Raw genomic sequence first — 19,951 nt, 5'->3', positions numbered from 1 at the left:
GTGTGATCGGCGCTGACCACCGAAGGATCAAGCTGACCACGAAGGATCAAGGGGAGCGAGACCCATGAGATGAGAAGCCCTCCTGGCCAGCCCCCAACTTTCTTATACCACAGTCTAACAATGACTTCTGGTCATCGTTCAGCACTGTCATCCCGGCGCGCCGCCCGTCAGGCTGCGGGTCAGGGCTTCCAGGCTCTCGGCTCCCAGCAGCCGCCCGGCGGTGATCTCGATGCCGTGTTCCCGGCGCAGTTGCTGCCCGAGCCGCGCGGCCATCAGCGAGTCGAGCCCCACGTCGCGCAGCGGCCTGCGGGGGTCGAGGTCGCCGAGCGACATCCCGAGGACCGCGGCGGCCGCGGCGGGCAGCGCCTTCGTGGAGTCGCGCCGGGTGTCCGGCAGCCGCGGTTCGAACCGGGGGCCCGGGTCGTGCGCGGGGCGCGGGTCGTGCGCGGGGCGCGGCTCGAAGGGGCGAGGGTCGTACACCGGGCGCGCGTCGGGCACGAGGTGCGGGGCGCGCGTGGGGCGGGAGCCAACGGGGCGGGAGACGCGCACGGGACGGGAGGCGCGCGTGGCCAGCAGACGGGACAGCCGGGGGCCCAGCGGCGCCGTCCGTGCCCGCACCTCCGCCGCGATCCGCGCCGCCCCGCGCCGGGCCGCTCGCAGCGCCGGGCCGCCGGAGGCGGGTCCCGCCTGCCGAACGGGCCCCAGGCGCCGCATCCGGATCCCGGAGAACTCCGCGAGCAGCTGCCCGTCATGGGCGATCATCCGCACATCGGCGCGCGCCGGACGCTCCCCGCGCTCGGGGGTGAACCGGCACAGCGTCCAGAAGTCGTCGGGAAGCCCGGTCAGCAGCCGTATGGACTCGATGGCGTTCGGCACATAGGGGCGGCCGTCCGCCGCCGGGGGCAGCGCGGCCAGCAGCGGCAGCAGGCCCGCTTCCCAGACCGCCGGTCCCGTCACCTTCGGCTGCCGCATCCGGGCGGCCACCACACCGCCGCCCCGCCACAGCCGCTCCACCGCGTGGAAGGGCTCCCCGACGGCGAACCCGCGCCGGGCGGCGAGTTCGCGGAACTCCTCCGCCGACCGGTGGTCGCGGCACCTGCCCAGCACCGCGTCGAGCGCCCAGGAGGCGTCGCGCGGGCCCTCCTCCCGGGCCGCGACCAGCCGCGCCGCGGCGGCCCTCCGCCACTCCGTCCCCCCGGCGGTGCGGAATTCCACCACGGCCCGCAGGCCCTCCGCCGTCTCCGCCCCGGGACCGGTGAGGGTCAGCCGGAGGTCGGCATCGGGGAGGGCGTCCAGCAGCAACGGCTCCTCTCTCAGTTCTAGTTGACGCAGCGTCAACGGCTCGTCGTGGCCCGCCTCGCGCGCCGCCTCCAGCATCGTGGCGCAGTAGACGGCCGGCGGTACGGGTGCCACGCCCCGCACCCGGATGCCGCCGCCCCAGGTGTCGGCCGCCCAGGCGGCGGGGTCGATCCGCTTGACGTACGGCGCCGCGCCGCGGGTTGCGGCCTCCGGTCGCCGCGCCTCGCGCCGGAACCGTACGGCGTCCCACGGATAGGCGGGCAGCGGCACCACCCGGTGGTCCGCGGCGTACCACGCCGTCCAGTCCACGGCCCCGCCCGCGGCGAAGATCCGCCCCGTGGCGCGCATCAGGTCGGTCCTGCCGTCGGAGTCCCGGCGCAGGGTGCCCACGGCGGCACCGTCGAGGTCCGCGTCGGCGAGCGTCTCCTCCACCGCCGTGATGAGCAGGGGGTGCGGGCCGACCTCGACGAAGACGGTCCCGGTCTGCCGGGCCGCCTCGCGCACCGCGGGGGCGAACCGCACGACGCGGCGCAGGTTCTCCGCCCAGTAGGCGGCGTCGAGTTCGGGGCCGCGCACCGGGGTGGTGTGCACGGTGGAGAGCATGCCGGTCCGCGTTTCGGCCGGGGTGACGTCCTTCAGCCGCTCGCGCAGCTCGTCGAGGAGCGGGTCCATGGCGGGCGAGTGCGAGGCCACGTCGACCCGGACCATGCGGCTCAGCGCTCCGCGCTCCTCCAGGGTCTCCGCGATCCCGGTCAGCGCCCGGTGGTCACCGGCCAGCACGGAGGCGGACGGCGCGTTCTCCGCGGCCACGCAGACGTCGTCCCCGTACGCGGCGGCGATGTCCCGCGCCTGCCGCGCCGGGAGTTCCACGGCGAGCATGGCGCCGCGCCCGGCGGCCCGTTCCATCAGGCTGCTGCGGCGGCAGATCACCGCGGCGGCGTCCCGCAGGGTCAGCGCGCCGGACACATACGCGGCGGCGGCCTCCCCCATGCTGTGGCCGAGGCACAGCTGCGGCGCCACCCCGGCCTCCCGCCAGGCGGCGGCCAGGGAGACCTGGACGGCCCACAGGGCGGGCTGGACGGTGGCGACTCCGGTGGGGAACGGCGTCGCCGCGTCCCGCAGCAACTCGATGACAGACCAGCCGAGTTCGTCCCGGATCGCCCGGTCGCACGCCTCCATCTCGGCCCGGAAGGCGGGCGACGAGTCGAGCAGGTCCCGCGCCATCCCGGCCCACTGCGAGCCCTGCCCGGCGAAGACGAACGCGGTGCGCTTGGCCTCGCCGAACCCGGCCTCGCCGGTGCCACCGTCGCGGATGGCCCGCCCCTCGGCAAGCGCGCGCAGCTTGTCCGCGAGGTCGTCGTGCGAGTCGCCGACCACCCACAGCCGGTACGGGTGGGCCGCCCGCCGGGTGGCGGCGGTGGCGCAGATGTGCTCCAGCGAGTCGGCGCGGCCGGGCCCGCCGGGGCCGAGGTGTTCGGCGTAGCGGGCCGCCATCCGGCGCAGCGCGGCGGACGAGCGGGCGCTGAGCACCAGCAGGCGCGGCGCCGGTTCCGCGGTCCGGCCCGCGGCCGGGGTGGCTGCGGGCAGTGGCGCGGCCGGTGGGACGTACTCGCCGACCACCACATGGGCGTTGGTGCCGGACAGGCCGAAGGAGCTGACGCCCGCGAGCGCCGCCGGACCCGCCTTGGGCAGCTGTCGGGCGGCGGTGACGATGTCGACGGCGGACGCCTCGCCGTTCAGCAGCGGGTGCCGCCGCTCCAGGTGGAGGGAGGCCGGGATGACGCCGTGCCGGACCATCAGCACCGTCTTGATCAGCCCGGCGATGCCCGCGGCCGCCTCCGCGTGGCCGATGTTGGTCTTGACCGAGCCGGTGAGCAGGGGACGGTCCCGGGCCCGCCCGGGGCCCGCAGCCTCGGCGAGGGCGCGCAGTTCGACCCCGTCGCCGACGGGGGTGCCGGTGCCGTGCGCTTCGACGTAGTCGAGCTGGTCGGGCCGGATTCCGGCGCTCCGGCACGCCTCGCGCACCATCGTGGCCTGCCCGTCCACGGACGGCTGCATCAGCAGCCCGCTGGCCCTGCCGTCGCAGGTGACCGCGGAGCCGAGCAGGACGGCCCACACCGGGTCGCCGTCGCGGACCGCGTCGTCCAGCCGCTTGAGGACGACGGTGCCGACGCCTTCGCTCCGTACGAAGCCGTCGGCCGTGGCGTCGCCGAACCGGCAGCGCCCCGAGGGCGAGAGCATGCCGCCCTCGGAGTAGGCGACGGCGTCCTGCGGCGACAGGATGATGTTGGCCCCGGCGGCGATGGCGAGGTCGCTCTCCCCGGTGAGCAGGCTCTGCCGCGCCGCGTGCACGGCGACCAGGGAGGACGAGCACGCGGTGTCGATCACCACGCTGGGGCCGCGCAGGTCCAGCGCGTGGGAGACGCGCCCCGCGGTGACGGCCCTGATCCGTGCCCCCACGGCGTCCCGCAGCACCGGCTCGGCGGGGGCGTCCTCGGCCTCCGCGTACTCCGCGGTGGCCTGGCCGACGAAGACGCCGGTCCGGCTTCCGGCCAGCCGCGCGGGGACGAGGCCCGCGTCCTCCAGGGCCTCCCACACCACGTGCAGCAGCAGCCGCGCCTGGGGGTCCATGCTCTCGGCCTCCACGGGGGCGATGCCGAAGAACGCGGCGTCGAAGCCGAACGCGTCGTCCAGGAAGCCGCCGTGGCGGGAAACGGTCCTGCCCGGCCTGCCGGGCGTGGGGTCGTAGGCGCGGCTGATGTCGAAGCGGTCCGCGGGGACGCCCGTCACGGCGTCGCCGCCCCCCATGAGCAGGTCCCAGAAGGCGTTCGTCCCGGCCGCTCCGGGAAACCGGCACCCCATGCCGACAACGGCGAGTTCGGTGTCGTCCATCGGTCGTCTGCGCTCCACGGCGCTCCCCCTTCATGACGTGAGAATGACGCCGCCATAGTGGCAATCACTGTGATTCAAAGTTGTATCGGAGGGCAAAAGTTTACCCAACTCGATAACTGTGCGTCCCCGAAACCCAGCAGAAAGCGACCCATCCGCCGCCGATTTGCCCCACTTCATTCGCAGTTGACGCCCCCTCACCGCCATGAGCACGCTGAGTTTGTACTTGCGCTCATAGATGTACGGAGCTATATGTTTACCCTCGAGGAGGGGGACTGACGGATGATCGCCAACGTACTCGGGCCGCTGCGCGTGACCTTGAACGGCGGCTCAGTCGTGCCGGCTGCGCCGAAGGCCAGGAAGGTGCTCGCCCTACTGGTGCTGAACCGGGGGCGGGTCGTGCAGATCGACGCGATGGAGCGCGAGGTATGGGGCGCCGCGGCGCCCAAGAGCGCGGCCACCAGCCTTCAGAACTACGTCATGCAGATCCGCAAGCACCTGGGAATGGTCCTGCCCGGCGGGCCCGGGAGCGCCCTCGCCAAACAGGTCCTCGTCACGGAGCAGACCGGATACCGGCTGGCCGTCCCCGACGACGAGTTCGACGTGCGCCGCTACCAGGACCTGGTGGCCGAGGCGGGCCGCGCGGAGGAGGCGGGCCATCTGGCCCAGGCCTCGGCGCTGCTGCGGTGCGCCCTCGACCTGTGGCGCGACGAGCCGCTGGCCGACCTGCCGACCGGGCCCGTGCTCCAGTCGCACGTGCTGCGCCTGGAGGAGGACCGGAAGTCCGTACTGCGCCGGCGCATCCTGCTCGACCTGCGGCTCCAGCGGTACGAAGTCGTCGGCGAGCTGCGCGCGTTGACGGCGCTGCACCCGTACGACGAGATGCTGCACGAGTGCCTGATGATCGCCCTGAACCGCTCCGGCAGACGCAATGACGCCCTGTCGGTCTATCAGGGGCTGCGCTCCGCCCTGGCCGAAGGGATCGGCCTGGAGCCCTCGATGCGGCTCCAGGAACTCCAGAAGTCGATCCTCGTGGCGGGCGGCTCGCTCACCCCCGCACTGCCGTCCGTGGGGCTGTGACACCGGCCCGTAGGCCCGCGCCATGACCCACCGTGCGCAGCGCCGCGGTGAGTTCCTCCAGCAGCACGTCCGCGCCCGTGGGCGAAAAGGGAAAGAAGTGGCCGCCCTCCACGAGCCGCCCGCGGTGGGCGGCGCGGGTGAAGGCGGCCCACCCGGACAGGGTGTCGCCCGGCACCAGCGGATCGTTCGTCCCGGCGAGCGCCGTGAGCGGCACCCCGAGGCATACGTCCCGCACGGCGCGCAGCGCCCGGCGGGTGAGGGCCAGGTCATGGGCCAGCACCCGGGCGCGCGGGTCGAGCGATGTGTCGTCCAGCGCGCCCGCGGGGAGCCCGTGCAGCGCGAAGATCTCGTCCAGCCCCTCGGCCGTGTGCAGCCGCTCCGGGTGCGGATACGCGCGCTCCCCCGGCAGCCCGCAGCTCACCACCACGGCGCCCGGGTGCGGTGCCGGCCCCGGCGCGTCCGCCACCGCGACGGCGAGCAGCGCGCCCATGCTGTGCCCGTAGAACACCGTGGGGACGAGCGGCAGCCCGCGCAGTGCGCCGCGTACGCCCCGGACCACGTCCGCCACGCTCCCCGCCGGGGGCTCGGCGGCCCGCTCCGCGCGCCCGGGCAGGGTGATGCCGAGGAGTTCCACGTCGTCGGGCAGCCGTGACAGCGGCGTCAGATACCGCTGTGCGTCGCCGCCCGCGTGCGGGAAGACGACGATCCGGGCGGCCGGGGCCGGGTGGGCGGGGCGCAGAGCGGACGTCCAGCCGCCGGTGGTCGGGGTCGGGAACACGGTGGTCCGCCTCCTGGTGTCGACTGACGGGCGGGGCCCGGTACGGACGGTCCGTACCGGGCCCGGGGTCGTTGCTCAGTGGCCCATGCCGATCCCTCCGCTGACCGGCAGGACCGCTCCGGTGATGTAACTCGCCTGCTCGCTCGCCAGGAAGCGGACGGCGGCCACGACCTCCTCGACCCTGCCGGGGCGGCCGAGCGGTGTCATCCGCATCAGGTCCTCCATGCGACGTTCGGACAGCGGTGCCGTCATGTCGGTCTCGATGATGCCGGGCGCCACCACGTTCACCGTGATGCCGCGGTCGCCCAGCTCCCACGCGAGGGAGCGGGCCATGCCCACCAGCCCGGCCTTGGCCGAGGCGTAGTTGGTCTGCCCCGGCGAGCCGAGGAAGCCGAGCGCCGAGGAGACGAGCACCACCCGGCCGCGCCGGGCCGGGAGCATGCTGGTGAGCGCGGCCCGTACGGTCGCGAACGCGCCCGTGAGGTTGGTGGAGAGCACCTCCTCGAACTGCTCGTCCGACATCCGCAGCGCGGGCCGGTCCCGGGTGATCCCGGCGTTGGCCACCACGACCTCCACCGGGCCGTGTGCCGCTTCCGCCTCGCGCAGCGCCTTCTCGACCTGTCCCGGCACCGTGACGTCCGCCTGGACACCGAGCACCCCGTCCGGCGGGCTGCCCGTACGGTGGCTGGCGGCGACCTTGTCGCCGTCGGCCGCGAAGGCGGCGGCGACGGCGGCGCCGATGCCCCGGTTGCCGCCGGTGACGAAGACCGAACGGTTCATCGTTTCCCCTCCCTTCCCGCGCCGCTCACGCGGGGGTGACGACGAGCGCGGCGTTGTGACCGCCGAACCCGAGCGAGGTGCTGGCGGCCGCCTCGATACGGGTGCGGCGCGGCTCTCCCGTGACGATGTCCAGGTCGATCTCCGGATCCTGGTTCTTGAGGTTCCCGGTCGGCGGCACGGTGCCGTGCTGCACGGCCAGCACGGTGTATGCGGCCTCGATCGCCCCGGCCGCGGCGAGGGCATGGCCGGTGACGCCCTTGGTGGAGGTCACGGCGGCCCCCTCGCCGAGGACCCGGCGCAGCATCCGGCCCTCGATCACATCGTTCATGGGGGTGGCCGTGCCGTGTGCGTTGACATGGCCGATGTCCCGCGCCGACACGTCGGCGTCGGCCAGCGCGTCCCGCAGCGCCCGTTCGATGCCCCGCCCCTGTGGGTCGGGCGCGGTGGCGTGGTGGGCGTCCGAGGTGGCGCCGTACCCGCGGACGACCGCCCGCACCGTGGCGCCGCGGGCGCGGGCGTCCTCGGGGCGTTCGAGGACGAGGACCCCGGCGGCCTCCGCCGCCACGAACCCGTCCCGTTCCGCGTCGAAGGGGCGGGCGGCGTGTTCGGGGGCGTCCCGGCTCCTGGACAGCGCGCCCATCTTGGTCAGGCCCGCCATCACGGTCGGGGTGAGCGCGGACTCGCTGGCCCCGGCCAGCACGATGTCGCACGCCCCCGACCGCAGCAGGTCGCGGGCGGTGCCGACGGCGGTGGCGCCGGAGGCGCAGGCGGTGGCCGTCACCAGGCCGGGGCCCGTGGCTCCGCAGTCGATCGCCACGTACCCGGCGAGCATGTTCGGCATGTACTTGGTGATCATCAGCGGGGAGACCCGGCCGGGTCCCCCGTCGCGCAGCTCCTGGTACTGCTCCTCGAAGGTGGCCGCGCCGCCGAGGGAGTTGCCGAGGACGACGCCCACCCGGGCGCCGTCCCAGCCGTCCCGGTCCCATCCGGCGTCCTCGATCGCCATGCGGGAGGCGACGATGGCCAGCTGTACGAAGCGTTCCAGCTGCCAGGAGGCGAAGCCGCCCAGCAGTTCACCGGCGTCGAAGCCGGGGACGCGCGCGGTGAAGTCGACGGGCATGCCGTCCAGGGACGCGTCCCTGGTGGCGCAGGAGCGGCCGGTGAGCAGCCGGTCCCAGTTCTCCGCGACGCCGGACCCGGCCGGTGTCACCAGCCCGAGTCCGGTGACCGCTATGCCGTCGGCCATCAGGCCACCGCGCCCTTGTCGGTGAGCAGTTCGGCCAGTTCGCGCACGGTGAGCTGGTCGGTGAGGTCGCCCTCCTCGATCACGACCTGGAACTCCTTCTCCAGGACGAGGCTCAGCTCGATCAGCACCAGGGAGTCGAACGACAGGTTCTGGAAGGTCACCTCGGGGGTGATGATCTCCTTCTTGAGCTTGAACTGTCCGGAGAGGATGCCGGTGACGCGCTCTTCGATCACATCCATGGTGAAACTCCTTCTCTGGTGAGGAAATTGCGGTAGTCGGGCGTCAGACGGGGGTGATGTCGGGCCAGCGCAGCCCCATCGCGCCCCAGGTGAGGCCGCCGCCGAAGCCACCGAGGACGACGCGCTGCCCGGGGCGCAGGGCGCCCTCGATGACACCGTCGGCAAGGGCGAGCGGAATGGAGGCGGCGACGGTGTTGCCGACCCGCCCGATGTTGGAGACGAACCGCTCCGCGGGCAGCCCCATGCGGTCCGCGACGGCCGCCAGGATGCGGGCGTTGGCCTGGTGCAGGACGACGCGGTCGATGTCGCCGGGGGCCCAGCCGAGGCGGTCGGCGGCCGTTTCGACCGAGGTGGCCATCCTGCGGACCGCCTCGGAGAACACGGCCCGGCCCTGCATGGTGAAGTAGGCCCCGGTCTCCTCCGCGGACCGGCCCGACGCCTTCTGCCGCGAGCCGCCCGCGGGGACCTCGATGAGTTCGCTGCGGCTGCCGTCGCTGCCGAGGTCGAGGCCGCCGAGGGCGCCCGGTTCCCCGGGGTCGCCGGGGCGCAGCAGGACGGCGCCCGCCCCGTCGCCGAACACCGCGCGGGTGGTGCGGTCCTCGGGGTCGAGGATGGTGGAGAAGGTGTCCGCGCCGATGACCAGCACGCTTCCCGCGGCACCGGATCCGATGACGGCGGCGGCCATGCCCAGGGCGTAGACGAAGCCGGTGCACACGGCCGCGATGTCGAAGGCGGGGACACCGGTGAGGCCGAGTCGGCTCGCCACGTCCGGGGCGGTGGCGGGGCACGGCCGGTCCGGGGTGCTGGTGGCGACCATGACCATGTCGGCCTGGTCGGTTCCGGCCGACTTCAGCGCGCGCCGCCCGGCCTCCACGGCGAGGTCCCCGGTGGACTGCCCGGGGCCGATGACATGGCGCTGCCGGATTCCGGTCCGGGTGCGGATCCACTCGTCGGAGGTATCGAGCCGGCGGGCCAGTTCGTCATTGGTGACGACGTTCTCCGGCAGCCAGGTCCCGAGCCCCGCGAGAACCGCCGCGCGGTTCACCCGGCACTCCCGGTCCGTATGACGCGAAACGCATGCGTGAATGCGCCGTTGGCACGGAAAGAGTCCGTAGCACGGAAAGAGTCCGTCAAAGAGTCCATCGATGCTTTCCCTTCTGGCCCGCCTCGCCGACTCGTGCGGCGTTTCCGGGAATTCATGCTGCATGCCGTCGCTTGAGGCGTTCTCACGTGCGGCACAGAAGGCACTCACGGTCCGCTCATTCGTGGCGTGAGAGGAACGTGAGCGGGGCGGTAGCGGATCCGGCCAGCATGGTTGCCGTGCCGAAACACTCCACGACCTCGAGGGAAAGGGGACAGGCGTGACAGTGGCCACCGAGGCGGCCGACGCACGAGTCATCGTGCCGGACCTCGACTTCTCCCGCACCGTCCCCAAGGACCTGGTGCACCGGGAGGCGTTGTCCGAGCTGTTTCTCACCGACAGCAGGAAAGTGACGGACGGGCATTTCGTGGCAGCGGCCCAAATACCCCCGTCGCACGCCTATTACACCGATCACACGGACCGCTCCCCGATTGACCCGCTGCTGTTGCTCGAATGCTGTCGGCAGGCGGAAACCCATGCCGTGCACGCGCATTTCGGAGCACCGCGCAACACCGTCTTCATTCTCCAGTCGTGGTCGATGCGGCTGCCCGGCGTGGCCACCGCCCGGATCGGCCCCGGCCCCGCGGAACTCGTCATGGACGTGACCACGCGCGACAGCCGGTGGCGGGACGGCACGCTCCTCGCGACGACGTATGTGATGCGGCTGTCCGTGGCCGGGCAGTACCTCGGCGATGTGTCGCTGCGCGCGGCCTATATGCCCGGCGGTACGTACGCGGCGATGCGCACCCGGCGGCGCGGCAGCGCGCCGCCCACCTCGGACGCCTTCCGGTACCTGCGGGCCGGAACGCCGGTGCCACCGGGGCGGGTCGGGCGCACCCGGGAAGAGAACGTGGTCCTGCTCGACGCGGTGACCGGGCCCGACAGCGTCAGCGCGCGGCTGCGCCCCGCCGGGGAGCACCCCAGCCTGTTCGACCACCCGCTGGACCACTTCCCCGGGATGGTCCTGATGGAGGCGGGCCGTCAGCTCGGCCTGCTCCACGCCGCCGAGCACGCCCGCGACGCGGACCAGCCGTGGGCGCTCACCGAGCTGGCCGCGTCCTTCCAGACGTACGCGGAGCTGGACAGCCCGCTGCTGCTCACCGCCCGCCGGTCCTCCCGCCACGAGCCGGACGCGGGTGGGGAGCTGCGGCTGAGTATCGCCTTCGAGCAGGACGAACAGCTCGTCGCCGAGGCGGACATCGCGCTCACCCGCGCCCAGCGGCCCACGCCGGAGGACGCGCCGTGAAGTTCGACCGACCGCTGTACGTGAGTGCCGCGACGACCTGGCTCCCGGCCACCGTGGAGACCCCGGACGACGCCGTACGCGCCGGGCGGCTGGCACCGGAGGACGTGGCGGCGACCGGGTACCGTCGGCTGCCGGTGTCCCGGGCCGAGGCGCCGCCGGAGATGGCGGTGCGGGCCGCACGGCGCGCGCTGGAGCTGGCCGGCGACGACCCGCGGGACGTGGGCCTGCTGGTGCACGCCTGGACGTATCACCAGGGGCACGACTTCTGGTCGCCCGCCCACTACATCGCGCATGGCGCGGGCGCCCTCGACGCGCTGCCGGTCGGTGTGCAGCAGATGTGCAACGGCGGTGCCTGCGCGCTCGAACTCGCCGCCGCGCGGCTCCAGGCCGACCCGGCGACGGGCGCCGCGCTGGTCACCACGGCCGACCGCTTCTGCGAGCCCGGGTTCGACCGCTGGCGCGGCGACTACGGCCTCTGGTACGGCGACGGCGCCACGGCCGCCGTGCTGCGCACCGCCGCGCCCGGCCGGGACCCGGGGCAGGCGCTTGAGCTGCTGTCCCTGGTCACCGCCGCGGCGCCCGCCATGGAGACGATGCACCGCGGCCGTGACGCCTTCAGCCCGGCGCCGCGCGAGCACAGCCGGGTGGTGGACATCCGCCGCACCAAGAAGGCGTTCCTGGAGGACAACGGCAAGGAACACTTCGCCAAGATCGTGCAGCAGCGGGTCCCTTCGGTGATCCGGGCGGCCCTGTACGACGCGGGCGTGTCCCCGGACGACCCGGCCCTGCGCGGTGTGCTCCTGCCGCGGCTGGGCCATGCGGCGCTGAGCGCCGCGTACACCCCGGCGGTCGCGCTGGTCACCTCGGCGCCCGCCCGGGACGTGGGGCACGACACCGGCCATCTGGGCGCGGGGGACGTCCTCGCCAACCTGGCGCTGCTGGCCGGGCCCGGCCGGTGGCGGCTCTCCCCCGGCGAGACGGCCGTGGTGCTCAGCGCCGGGGCCGGATTCACCTGGTCGTGCGCGGTCGTCAGGCGGCCCGTGGGCGGCCCGGCGAACGGCACACCGGCACAGGGCGGCGCTCCGGCACAGGGAAGCGCTCCGGCGCAGGGAAGCGCGAACAGCGACAGCAGTGACAGGAAGGAGGGGGCATGACCCCCGCACAGCACAGCACGAACGGCCCCGATCCGGTCCTGGTGGTGGGCGCGGGACCGGTCGGCATGGTCATCGCCTGCGACCTGCTGCGCCAGGACATCCCGGTGCGGATCGTCGACGCGGCGCCCAGCACCACCATTCACTCCCGGGCCGTCATCATGTGGCCGCGCAGCCTGGAGCTGCTGCGCCGGATCGGTGTCGCCGAGGAACTGGCCGAGACCGGCAAGCACATCGACGCGGTGTCGTACTACTCCGGCAGCAATCGGCTGGGCGCCATCGAGATGAGCCGGCTGCACGACACCCCGTACCCGTTCGGGCTGTGCACCCCGCAGTGGAAGACCGAGGACGTCATCCGCAAGCGGCTGGTGGAGCTGGGCGGCCAGGTCGAGTCGGAAACGGCCCTGGTGGGGCTGGACAACTCCGGCGACCGGCCGGTGGCGACGCTCCGCCGCCGGGACGGCTCGGAGGAGCAGGTGCGTGCCTCCTGGCTCATCGGCGCCGACGGCTCGCACAGCACGGTGCGCAAGGAGCTGGGCATCGAGTTCCAGGGGCAGGGCGCCGATGTGCTGTTCGCCATCGGTGACGGTCCGCTCGACGGCCCGCTGCCCCCGGACGAGATGATCTACTGCTACAACGCGGGCGGCGCCATGGGCCTCGCACCGTTCGGCGACGGCACGTTCCGCGTGGCGTGCAGCGTCCCGGCGTGGAACGACGAGGATGAGCCGCCCCGCGAGCTGTTCCAGGAGAACCTGAACCGGGTCGTGCCCTTCCCGGCGAAGCTCGGCGAGTTGAAGTGGACGACCGTCTTCCGGGCACGCCGCAGGACCGCCGCCGCGTTCCGCGCGGGCCGCTGCTTCCTCGTCGGCGACGCGGCGCACATCTTCAGCGCGGCGGGCTCGCAGGGCATGAACACCGGCATCCAGGACGCCATCAACCTCGCCTGGAAGCTGGGCGGCGTGATGCGGGGCACCGTCGACGCCCGCGTCCTCGACACGTACGACCGCGAGCGGCGGCACTCCGCCGAGCGGGTGTCCCTGGTGACCGCCAAGCAGACCTCGTGGGGGCTGGTGCAGCAGCCCGCGAAGGTCGCGCTGCGCGACGCCCTGGTGCGCGGGGCGCGGCTGACCGGCGCGTTCCAGCGGCTGGTGACCCCGCTGATGAGCCAGCTCAGCGTCAACTACGCTTCCGACCGGGAGGATGTGAAGGCCGACATCCGCTGGCGGCGCAAGCCGCTGGGCGTCGGGGAGCGCCTCCCCGTCTTCGTGTCCGACGGGTACGAGGACGGTGAGCAGGGGCCGTGGCCGACCATCGCCGACGACCGTTTCACCGTGCTGACCTGGTCGGGCGGCGCCCGTGGCGTGCAGTGGGAGGCCCGGTGCGCAGCACTGCGCGCGGCACTCGCCCCGCACCACCCGGTCCGGGACGTGTCGGCGTGGCCCGCGCTGAAGGAGTTCCTCGGCACCGGTCCGCGCGCCGTCGTGGTACGCCCCGACGGCCACATCGCCGCCATCGAGCCGCGCCTGGACCCGGCGCGCCTGCGCGTGGTCCTCGCCCGCGTCGGCGCGGCCCGCCCCGAGGCGACCCCGGCCGAGTCGACCCCGACCGGGGTGGCGCGGCCCGAGGCGTCCCCGACCGAGGCGGCCTGAGCACCACAGGCCCCAGCACCACAGGAACGAAGGAGACGGAAACACACATGGAACAGCGCAAGCTCGGCTCGGGCGGGCCCTCCATCGGCGCCATCGGCCTCGGCTGCATGGGCATGAGCTGGGGATACGCCGAGGGGCAGCGGAACGACGACACCTCGGTCCGGGTCATCGCCGAGGCCCTCGACCTCGGCGTGACCTTCCTCGACACCTCCGACGTGTACGGCGACGGGCACAACGAGCGCCTGCTCGGCAGGGCCCTGGCCGGGCGCCGCGACGAGGTGGTGCTGGCCACCAAGTGCGGTCTGGTGGTGGACGATCTGGCCACCCGCGCCATGCACCGCGACGGCCGTCCCGAGCACGTGCGGGCGGCGGTGGAGGCGAGCCTCGGCCGTCTGGACACCGACGTGATCGACCTGCTCTATCTGCACCGGGTCGACCCCGAGGTGCCGCTCGCCGACACCTGGGGCGCCATGGCCGACCTCGTCGCCGCGGGCACGGTGCGGCGGCTCGGGCTGTCGGAGGTGAGCATCGCGCAGGCCGCCGAGGCCCACCGTCAGCACCCGGTCGCCGCCATCCAGTCGGAGCTGTCGCTGTGGACCCGCGGGCCGCTCGGCCGCCCGGGCGACGAGCTGGAGGGGCTGCCCGGCGCGGAGAACCTGGTCGGCTGGTGCGCGGAGAACGACGTCACCTTCGTCCCGTTCTCCCCGCTCGGCCGGGGCTTCCTCAGCGGCGCGTACGTCAGCCCCGACCAGTTCGAGGAGAGCGACTTCCGCAGGACCAACGCGCGGTTCCAGGACGAGGCGCTGGCGGCCAACGCCCGCATCGTCGACGTCGTCCGCACCGTCGCCACCCGGCACGGCGCCACCCCGGCCCAGGTCGCGATCGCCTGGACGCTCGCCCAGGGGGAGCACGTCGTGCCGATCCCCGGCACCAAGAACTCCCGCTATCTGAAGGAGAACACCGACGCCGCCGCGATCCGCCTGAGCGAGGCGGACCTGGCGGAGCTGGACGCCGTACCGGACCCGGTGGGGTCCCGCTACTGACCCGCCACGCCTCGGTCGCGGGGGCACGGCTCCCGTGACCGAGGCCCGCGAACCCCGGCAGAAAAGGACCCCCGCGATGCCCTCGGGCCAGGCGACGACGGCGCGCAGCGCCGCGTTCTTCGACGTCGACGAGACGCTGATCACGCGCAAGAGCATGCTCTCGTTCCTCCGCGACTACTACCGGTGGCTCGGCCGCCCCGACTCGGCGGCCGACGACACGGTGTCCTCCCTGCGGGACATCGCCGCGGGCCCCGGTGGCCGGGCGGCGTCCAACCGCGCCTACTACCGGCTGTTCGCGGGCCACCGGGTGGCCGAGGTGGCCGCCGCCGGGCAGCAGTGGTTCGACGACGGCATGACCTCCGGGGGGCTGTTCCATCCCCCGGCGCTGCTGGCCCTGCGGGAACACCAGCAGCGGGGCGATCTGGTGGTGCTCGTCTCCGGTTCCTTCTCGGCCTGCCTCGATCCGATCGCCCGGTACGTCTACGCGGACATCGCGCTCGGCACGGTGCCCGAGGTCTCCGGCGGCAGCTACACCGGCGAGGTCCGCGACGTCCGCATCGGGGCGGGCAAGGCCGAGGCGGTGGCCGAGGTGCTGAGGGAACGGGAGTTGCGCCCCGAGGACTGCCACGCGTACGGGGACCACGCCTCCGACCTGGACCTGCTGCGCCAGGTGGGGCACCCCGTCGTGGTGGGCGACGATCCGGTCCTGCTGGAGCACGCCCACCGCGGCAGGTGGCGGCGGCTGCCCCCGGCGGTCACGGTGTCGGCGGGCTGACGGCCGTACCACCCGGTCGGGCCGTACCATCCGGTGCGCCGGTCCTGCGGGGGACCGGCGCACGACTGGAAAGCGCTGCGGAGGGCGTCGCGTCGAAAACTTTCGCTCGACGTGGAGGGCCACACACCGTTGACGCACCGGGTCCCCACTGGACACACTCCGGTGCAACCAGCTCAACAGAACCCACCAGACTCCCACAGGATGTGTCATGGGTCCCCGCACAGCCCGCACGCTCCTCCTGCCGCTGCTCGCCCTGCTCACGCTGGTGACGAGCATCGTCACCGCACCGCCCAGCCCCGCGCTGAGCGGAGCGCCGTCCGCGGCGCAGCAGAAAACGAAATACGCCGGGTATCTCTTCACCTACTTCACCGGTGAGGGCACCGCCGACGGCGAACAGATACGGATGGCGCTCAGCCGCGGCAACGACCCCCTGCACTGGCGGGAGTTGAACGCCGGGAAGCCCGTCCTCACCTCCGGCCTCGGTGAGAAGGGCCTGCGCGACCCCTTCGTCATCCGCTCCCCCAAGGGCGACACGTTCTATCTCATCGCCACCGATCTGCGGATGTACAAGAACAGCAGCGGCACCTGGGACCAGGTGCAGCGCACCGGCAGCAAGTCGATCATGGTGTGGGAGTCGAAGGACCTCGTCAACTGGACCGACCAGCGCCTCGTCAAGGTATCCCCGGACACCGCGGGCAACACTTGGGCGCCCGAGGCGTATTACGACGAGAAGCTCGGCGAGTACGTCGTCTTCTGGGCCTCGAAGCTCTACGCCGAGGACGACCCGGAGCACACGGGCTCGACCTACAACAAGATGCTGTACGCGACGACGAAGGACTTCCGCACCTTCAGCGAGCCCAAGGTGTGGAACGACCCCGGCTACTCGGTCATCGACTCCACCGTCATCAAGGACAAGGGCTCCTACTACCGCTTCACCAAGGACGAGCGCGACCCGTCCTCCGGCACGCCCTGCTCGAAGTTCATCACGGCCGAGAAGTCCACCTCGCTGACGGACACCTCGTACGACTTCGTCTCGGACTGCATCGGCAAGGACTCGATCGACCGCGGCGAGGGCCCGACCATCTTCAAGTCGAACACCGAGAACAAGTGGTACCTGTTCATCGACGAGTTCGGCGGCCGCGGCTACATCCCCTTCGAGACCACCGACCTCGCCTCGGGCAAGTGGACCCCGTCCCAGAACTACCAGCTGCCCGCCAGCCCCCGGCACGGCACGGTGCTGCCCGTGACCCAGGCCGAGTACGACCGGCTGCTGCGCACGTACCCCGCGTCGCAGGCCGCGCCCGCCGATGTGACGGCGAAGGGCCAGAAGGGGTACGCGATCGTCACCGAGGAGAGCCGCAAGGCCGTCCTGCCGATGGACCCGAAGGCCGATCTGCGGCGGCTGGCGCCCCGCTTCGCGCTCCCGGCCGGTGCCACCCTCAGCCCGCCCTCCGGCACCCGGCGGGACTTCCGCAAGCCCCGGACGTACACGCTGACGTCCGCCGACGGAACGACGCGTGACTGGACCGTCGAGGCCGTGCCGATGCGCAGCCCCATCCTGCCCGGGCTGAACGCCGACCCCGACATCCAGTACGCCGACGGCCGCTACTGGATCTATCCCACGACCGACGGCTTCCGCGGTTGGGGCGGCACCAAGTTCAAGGCGTACTCCTCGAAGGACCTGGTCCACTGGAAGGACCACGGTGTGATCCTGGACCTCGGTCCGGATGTCGCTTGGGCGGACAAGTACGCGTGGGCGCCCGCGATGGCCGAGCGCAACGGCAAGTACTACTTCTACTTCTGCGCCGAACAGCAGGTCGGCGTCGCGGTCGCCGACTCCCCCGCCGGGCCCTTCAAGGACGCGCTGGGCAAGCCACTCGTGCCCAAGGGCCAGCTGGAAGGCCAGATGATCGACCCGTCGGTTTTCACCGACGACGACGGCCAGTCCTATCTGTACTGGGGCAACGGCCAGGCGTACGGCGTGCCGCTGAACGACGACATGACGTCCTTCGACTCCTCGAAGATGCGGAAGTTCACCCCGGACAACTTCCGGGAGGGCTCCTTCGTGGTCAAGCGCAAGGGCACCTACTACCTGATGTGGTCCGAGGACGACACCGGCAGCGAGAACTACCACGTCGCCTACGCCACCGGCGCGTCGCCGATGGGGCCGTGGACCAAGCGGGGCACGATCCTCTCCAAGCGCCTCGACTACGGGATCAAGGGGCCGGGCCACCACTCGGTGGTGAACGTCCCCGGCACGGACGAGTGGTACATGGCCTACCACCGGTTCGCCGTCAACGGCCCCGGCACGGCGGGCGGCGACGGTACGCACCGGGAAACCACCATCGACCGCATGGAGTTCGCGGCCGACGGGACGATCAAGCCGGTGGTGCCGACGCTGGAGTCGATCGACCCGCTGCGCCGCCGCTGAGACCGGACGCCCCGCCCGCCCGGAAGACCGGACGGGCGGGGCACCGGCATCAGACCACGGGCGTCAGACCACCGGGGCGGGGTAGGTCGGGTACTCCACCCCGGACACGTGCTGGACGACGCGGATGACCTGGCAGGAGTAGCCGAACTCGTTGTCGTACCAGAGGTAGAGGATGGCGTTGTCACCCTCGACCTTTGTGGCACCGGCGTCGATGATCGAGGAGTGGCGCGAGCCGATGAAGTCGCTCGACACCGCGTCGGGGGCGCTGATGAAGTCGATCTGGCGCTTGAGCGGCGAGGTCAGCGACACATCGCGGAGGTGGTCGAGCACCTCCTCGCGGGTGGTCTCGCGCGCGAGCTGGAGGTTGAGGATCGCGATCGAGACGTTCGGCACCGGGACCCGGATCGAGCTGCCGGTGATCTTCGCCTTGAGGTCGGGCAGCGCCTTGGCGACGGCGGAGGCGGCACCGGTCTCGGTGATGACCATGTTGAGCGGCGCGGACCGGCCGCGGCGCTCGGACTTGTGGTAGTTGTCCAGCAGGTTCTGGTCGTTGGTGAACGAGTGGACGGTTTCCACGTGGCCGCGCAGCACGCCGTACTCGTCCTCCATCGCCTTCAGCGGCGGGACGATGGCGTTGGTGGTGCAGGACGCGCAGGACAGGATCTGCTCGTCCGGCTTGAGCATGTCGTGGTTGACGCCATGGACGATGTTGGGCACGTCGCCCTTGCCCGGCGCGGTCAGGACGACCTTGTCGATGCCGGGGCGCAGGTGCTTCGACAGGCCCTCGCGGTCGCGCCACTTGCCGGTGTTGTCGATGAGGATGGCGTTCTTGATGCCGTGCGCCGTGTAGTCGACCGACGTCGGGTCGTCGGCGTAGATCACCTTGATCTCGTTGCCGTTGGCGACGATCGTGCCGTTCGCCTCGTCAACGGTGATCGTGCCCTGGAACTGGCCGTGGATGGAGTCGCGGCGCAGCAGCGAGGCGCGCTTCACGAGGTCGTCGGCGGCCCGGCCGCCGCCTCCGCGGACGACGATGGCGCGCAGCCGCAGGCCGTTGCCGGACCCGGCCTTCTCGATGAGCAGCCGGGCCACGAGCCGCCCGATGCGGCCGAACCCGTAGAGGACGACGTCACGCCCCTCGCGGCGCTCGATCTTGTTGGCGCCCGTGGCACCGGCCACGGCCCCGGCGGTGAACTCCTCCACCGACAGACCGCGGTCGTCGCTCTTGTAGGTGGCGGCGAGCATGCCGATGTCGATCTGGGACGGACCGAGGTCGAGCGTGGCCAGAGCCTGGAGGAACGGCAGCGTCTCGGTGACCGACAGTTCGTCGCCGGCGATCTGCCGGGCGAAGCGGTGGGTCTTGAGGATGCTGACCACCGACTTGTTCACCAGGGAGCGGCTGTGCAGCAGGACGTTGACGTCCCGCTCACGGTGCAGCTTCCCGATGATCGGGATCATCGACTCCGCGATCTCCTCGCGGGTGTTCCAGTTGGTGAACGAGTCCTCGTTGACAGTCACAAGTTCATCTTTCGAGCTAGGCGGTGCTCATATGGTAACCCGCCTGCACCTTTGATCAGTCACGAGGTGTCGCCGGGCTCGCGGCGACACCTCGTGACGGGTCCCCTCCCAGGGGAGGTCTAGCCGTGCTCGGTCGGCATGCCCGCACACGTCCGACAGGGACAGTGCGGGCAGCCCACGGAGTGCAGGAAGCGCGGCGGACCGGCCGTGGACCCGCAGATCAAGCAGGTCAGCTCGCCGTCGTCGGCGACGACCTCCTCGTACGCCACCGGGGTCATCCGGTCGTCCGCGCCGATCCGCTTGTGCGGCGAGCCGACGGCGAGGATCACGTGGTCGGTGATCGCGCCGACCGCGTGCGGGATGCCACCTTCGATCAGGAGGGTCTGTCCGGCGTGGGTCTCGTAGATGCGGCCGCCGTAGGTCATGGTGCCGATACCGGCCACGATGGTCAGGATGTGGTGACCGGGGTGGGTGTGCGGGACGAAACCGGCGCCCGCGGGCAGCCGGATCAGGTCGGCGCCGATGGCCCCGTTGGTCACCAGTTCGCGCCCGGTGGCCGACGATGTGCCGTGCACCGGCACCGGCAGCGCGGCGTGTTCCACATGCAGCCCGGTGCCCTCGGGGCTCAGCGTCTTCTTCGCCCAGGTGGCGATCTCCAGCGCGGGCTCGGTGTCCTGGTTCCGCAT

The 19,951-nt window shown here is 72.4% G+C and carries 15 protein-coding genes; 7 read left to right on the top strand and 8 right to left on the bottom strand.

What is annotated here, in order from left to right; translation table 11 throughout:
• Positions 1 to 147 precede the first annotated feature (147 nt).
• Positions 148 to 4,209: a type I polyketide synthase gene (locus HYQ63_RS38390; RefSeq protein ID WP_179938281.1), complete on the bottom strand. Its 4,062-nt coding sequence runs from the start codon at positions 4,207 to 4,209 to the stop codon at positions 148 to 150.
• A 261-nt stretch (positions 4,210 to 4,470) separates the two neighbouring features.
• Here HYQ63_RS38390 and HYQ63_RS38385 point away from each other — a divergent pair, with 261 nt between their 5' ends.
• A complete protein-coding gene (locus HYQ63_RS38385) occupies positions 4,471 to 5,268 on the top strand; it encodes an AfsR/SARP family transcriptional regulator (protein ID WP_179938280.1) in 798 nt (265 codons plus the stop codon).
• Here the strand turns inward: HYQ63_RS38385 and HYQ63_RS38380 are convergent.
• The 5 genes from HYQ63_RS38380 to HYQ63_RS38360 form a co-directional block, all read right to left on the bottom strand.
• Positions 5,237 to 6,046, bottom strand: coding sequence for a thioesterase II family protein (locus tag HYQ63_RS38380; protein ID WP_179938279.1), 810 nt, complete (start codon positions 6,044 to 6,046; stop codon positions 5,237 to 5,239). The genes HYQ63_RS38385 and HYQ63_RS38380 overlap by 32 nt on opposite strands.
• Positions 6,047 to 6,121: 75 nt before the next feature.
• Positions 6,122 to 6,826, bottom strand: a complete 705-nt coding sequence (gene fabG / locus HYQ63_RS38375) for a 3-oxoacyl-ACP reductase FabG (RefSeq protein WP_179938278.1) — start codon at positions 6,824 to 6,826, stop codon at positions 6,122 to 6,124.
• 25 nt (positions 6,827 to 6,851) lie between these two features.
• Complete coding sequence (locus HYQ63_RS38370) at positions 6,852 to 8,072, bottom strand: beta-ketoacyl synthase (protein ID WP_179938277.1); 1,221 nt, start codon at positions 8,070 to 8,072, stop codon at positions 6,852 to 6,854.
• The gene (locus HYQ63_RS38365) at positions 8,072 to 8,311 is read right to left on the bottom strand and encodes an acyl carrier protein (protein ID WP_039939835.1); all 240 of its coding nucleotides are present in this window, start codon (positions 8,309 to 8,311) and stop codon (positions 8,072 to 8,074) included. The genes HYQ63_RS38370 and HYQ63_RS38365 overlap by 1 nt, the downstream gene beginning before the upstream one ends.
• 43 nt (positions 8,312 to 8,354) lie before the next feature.
• The gene (locus HYQ63_RS38360) at positions 8,355 to 9,356 is read right to left on the bottom strand and encodes a beta-ketoacyl-ACP synthase III (protein ID WP_179938276.1); all 1,002 of its coding nucleotides are present in this window, start codon (positions 9,354 to 9,356) and stop codon (positions 8,355 to 8,357) included.
• Positions 9,357 to 9,672: 316 nt separating this feature from the next.
• Between HYQ63_RS38360 and HYQ63_RS38355 the strand changes: the two genes are divergently transcribed.
• The 6 genes from HYQ63_RS38355 (at position 9,673) to HYQ63_RS38330 (ending at position 17,747) form a co-directional block, all read left to right on the top strand.
• A complete protein-coding gene (locus tag HYQ63_RS38355) occupies positions 9,673 to 10,698 on the top strand; it encodes a ScbA/BarX family gamma-butyrolactone biosynthesis protein (RefSeq protein WP_179938275.1) in 1,026 nt (341 codons plus the stop codon).
• Positions 10,695 to 11,852 (top strand): ketoacyl-ACP synthase III family protein, encoded by a 1,158-nt coding sequence (locus HYQ63_RS38350; protein WP_179938274.1) that lies wholly within the window; start codon positions 10,695 to 10,697, stop codon positions 11,850 to 11,852. The genes HYQ63_RS38355 and HYQ63_RS38350 overlap by 4 nt, the downstream gene beginning before the upstream one ends.
• On the top strand, positions 11,849 to 13,498 hold the full coding sequence (locus tag HYQ63_RS38345; RefSeq protein ID WP_179938273.1) for an FAD-dependent monooxygenase: 1,650 nt from the start codon (positions 11,849 to 11,851) through the stop codon (positions 13,496 to 13,498). Before HYQ63_RS38350 ends, HYQ63_RS38345 begins: the two co-directional genes overlap by 4 nt.
• A gap of 47 nt (positions 13,499 to 13,545) precedes the next feature.
• Positions 13,546 to 14,541: an aldo/keto reductase gene (locus HYQ63_RS38340; protein WP_179938272.1), complete on the top strand. Its 996-nt coding sequence runs from the start codon at positions 13,546 to 13,548 to the stop codon at positions 14,539 to 14,541.
• A 76-nt stretch (positions 14,542 to 14,617) separates the two neighbouring features.
• A complete protein-coding gene (locus HYQ63_RS38335) occupies positions 14,618 to 15,316 on the top strand; it encodes an HAD family phosphatase (protein ID WP_179938271.1) in 699 nt (232 codons plus the stop codon).
• A 208-nt stretch (positions 15,317 to 15,524) separates the two neighbouring features.
• Positions 15,525 to 17,747: a family 43 glycosylhydrolase gene (locus tag HYQ63_RS38330; RefSeq protein ID WP_179938270.1), complete on the top strand. Its 2,223-nt coding sequence runs from the start codon at positions 15,525 to 15,527 to the stop codon at positions 17,745 to 17,747.
• Between the two features lie 63 nt (positions 17,748 to 17,810).
• Here the strand turns inward: HYQ63_RS38330 and HYQ63_RS38325 are convergent, their stop codons facing one another.
• Positions 17,811 to 19,265, bottom strand: coding sequence for a glyceraldehyde-3-phosphate dehydrogenase (locus tag HYQ63_RS38325; protein ID WP_179938269.1), 1,455 nt, complete (start codon positions 19,263 to 19,265; stop codon positions 17,811 to 17,813).
• Between the two features lie 119 nt (positions 19,266 to 19,384).
• Complete coding sequence (locus tag HYQ63_RS38320) at positions 19,385 to 19,951, bottom strand: cupin domain-containing protein (RefSeq protein WP_179938268.1); 567 nt, start codon at positions 19,949 to 19,951, stop codon at positions 19,385 to 19,387.

This window comes from Streptomyces sp. Rer75 (assembly GCF_013414305.1).
Taxonomy (GTDB): domain Bacteria; phylum Actinomycetota; class Actinomycetes; order Streptomycetales; family Streptomycetaceae; genus Streptomyces; species Streptomyces himastatinicus.
Note: the sequence above shows the minus strand (reverse complement) of the source record. Positions and strands in the feature narration are given on the sequence as shown.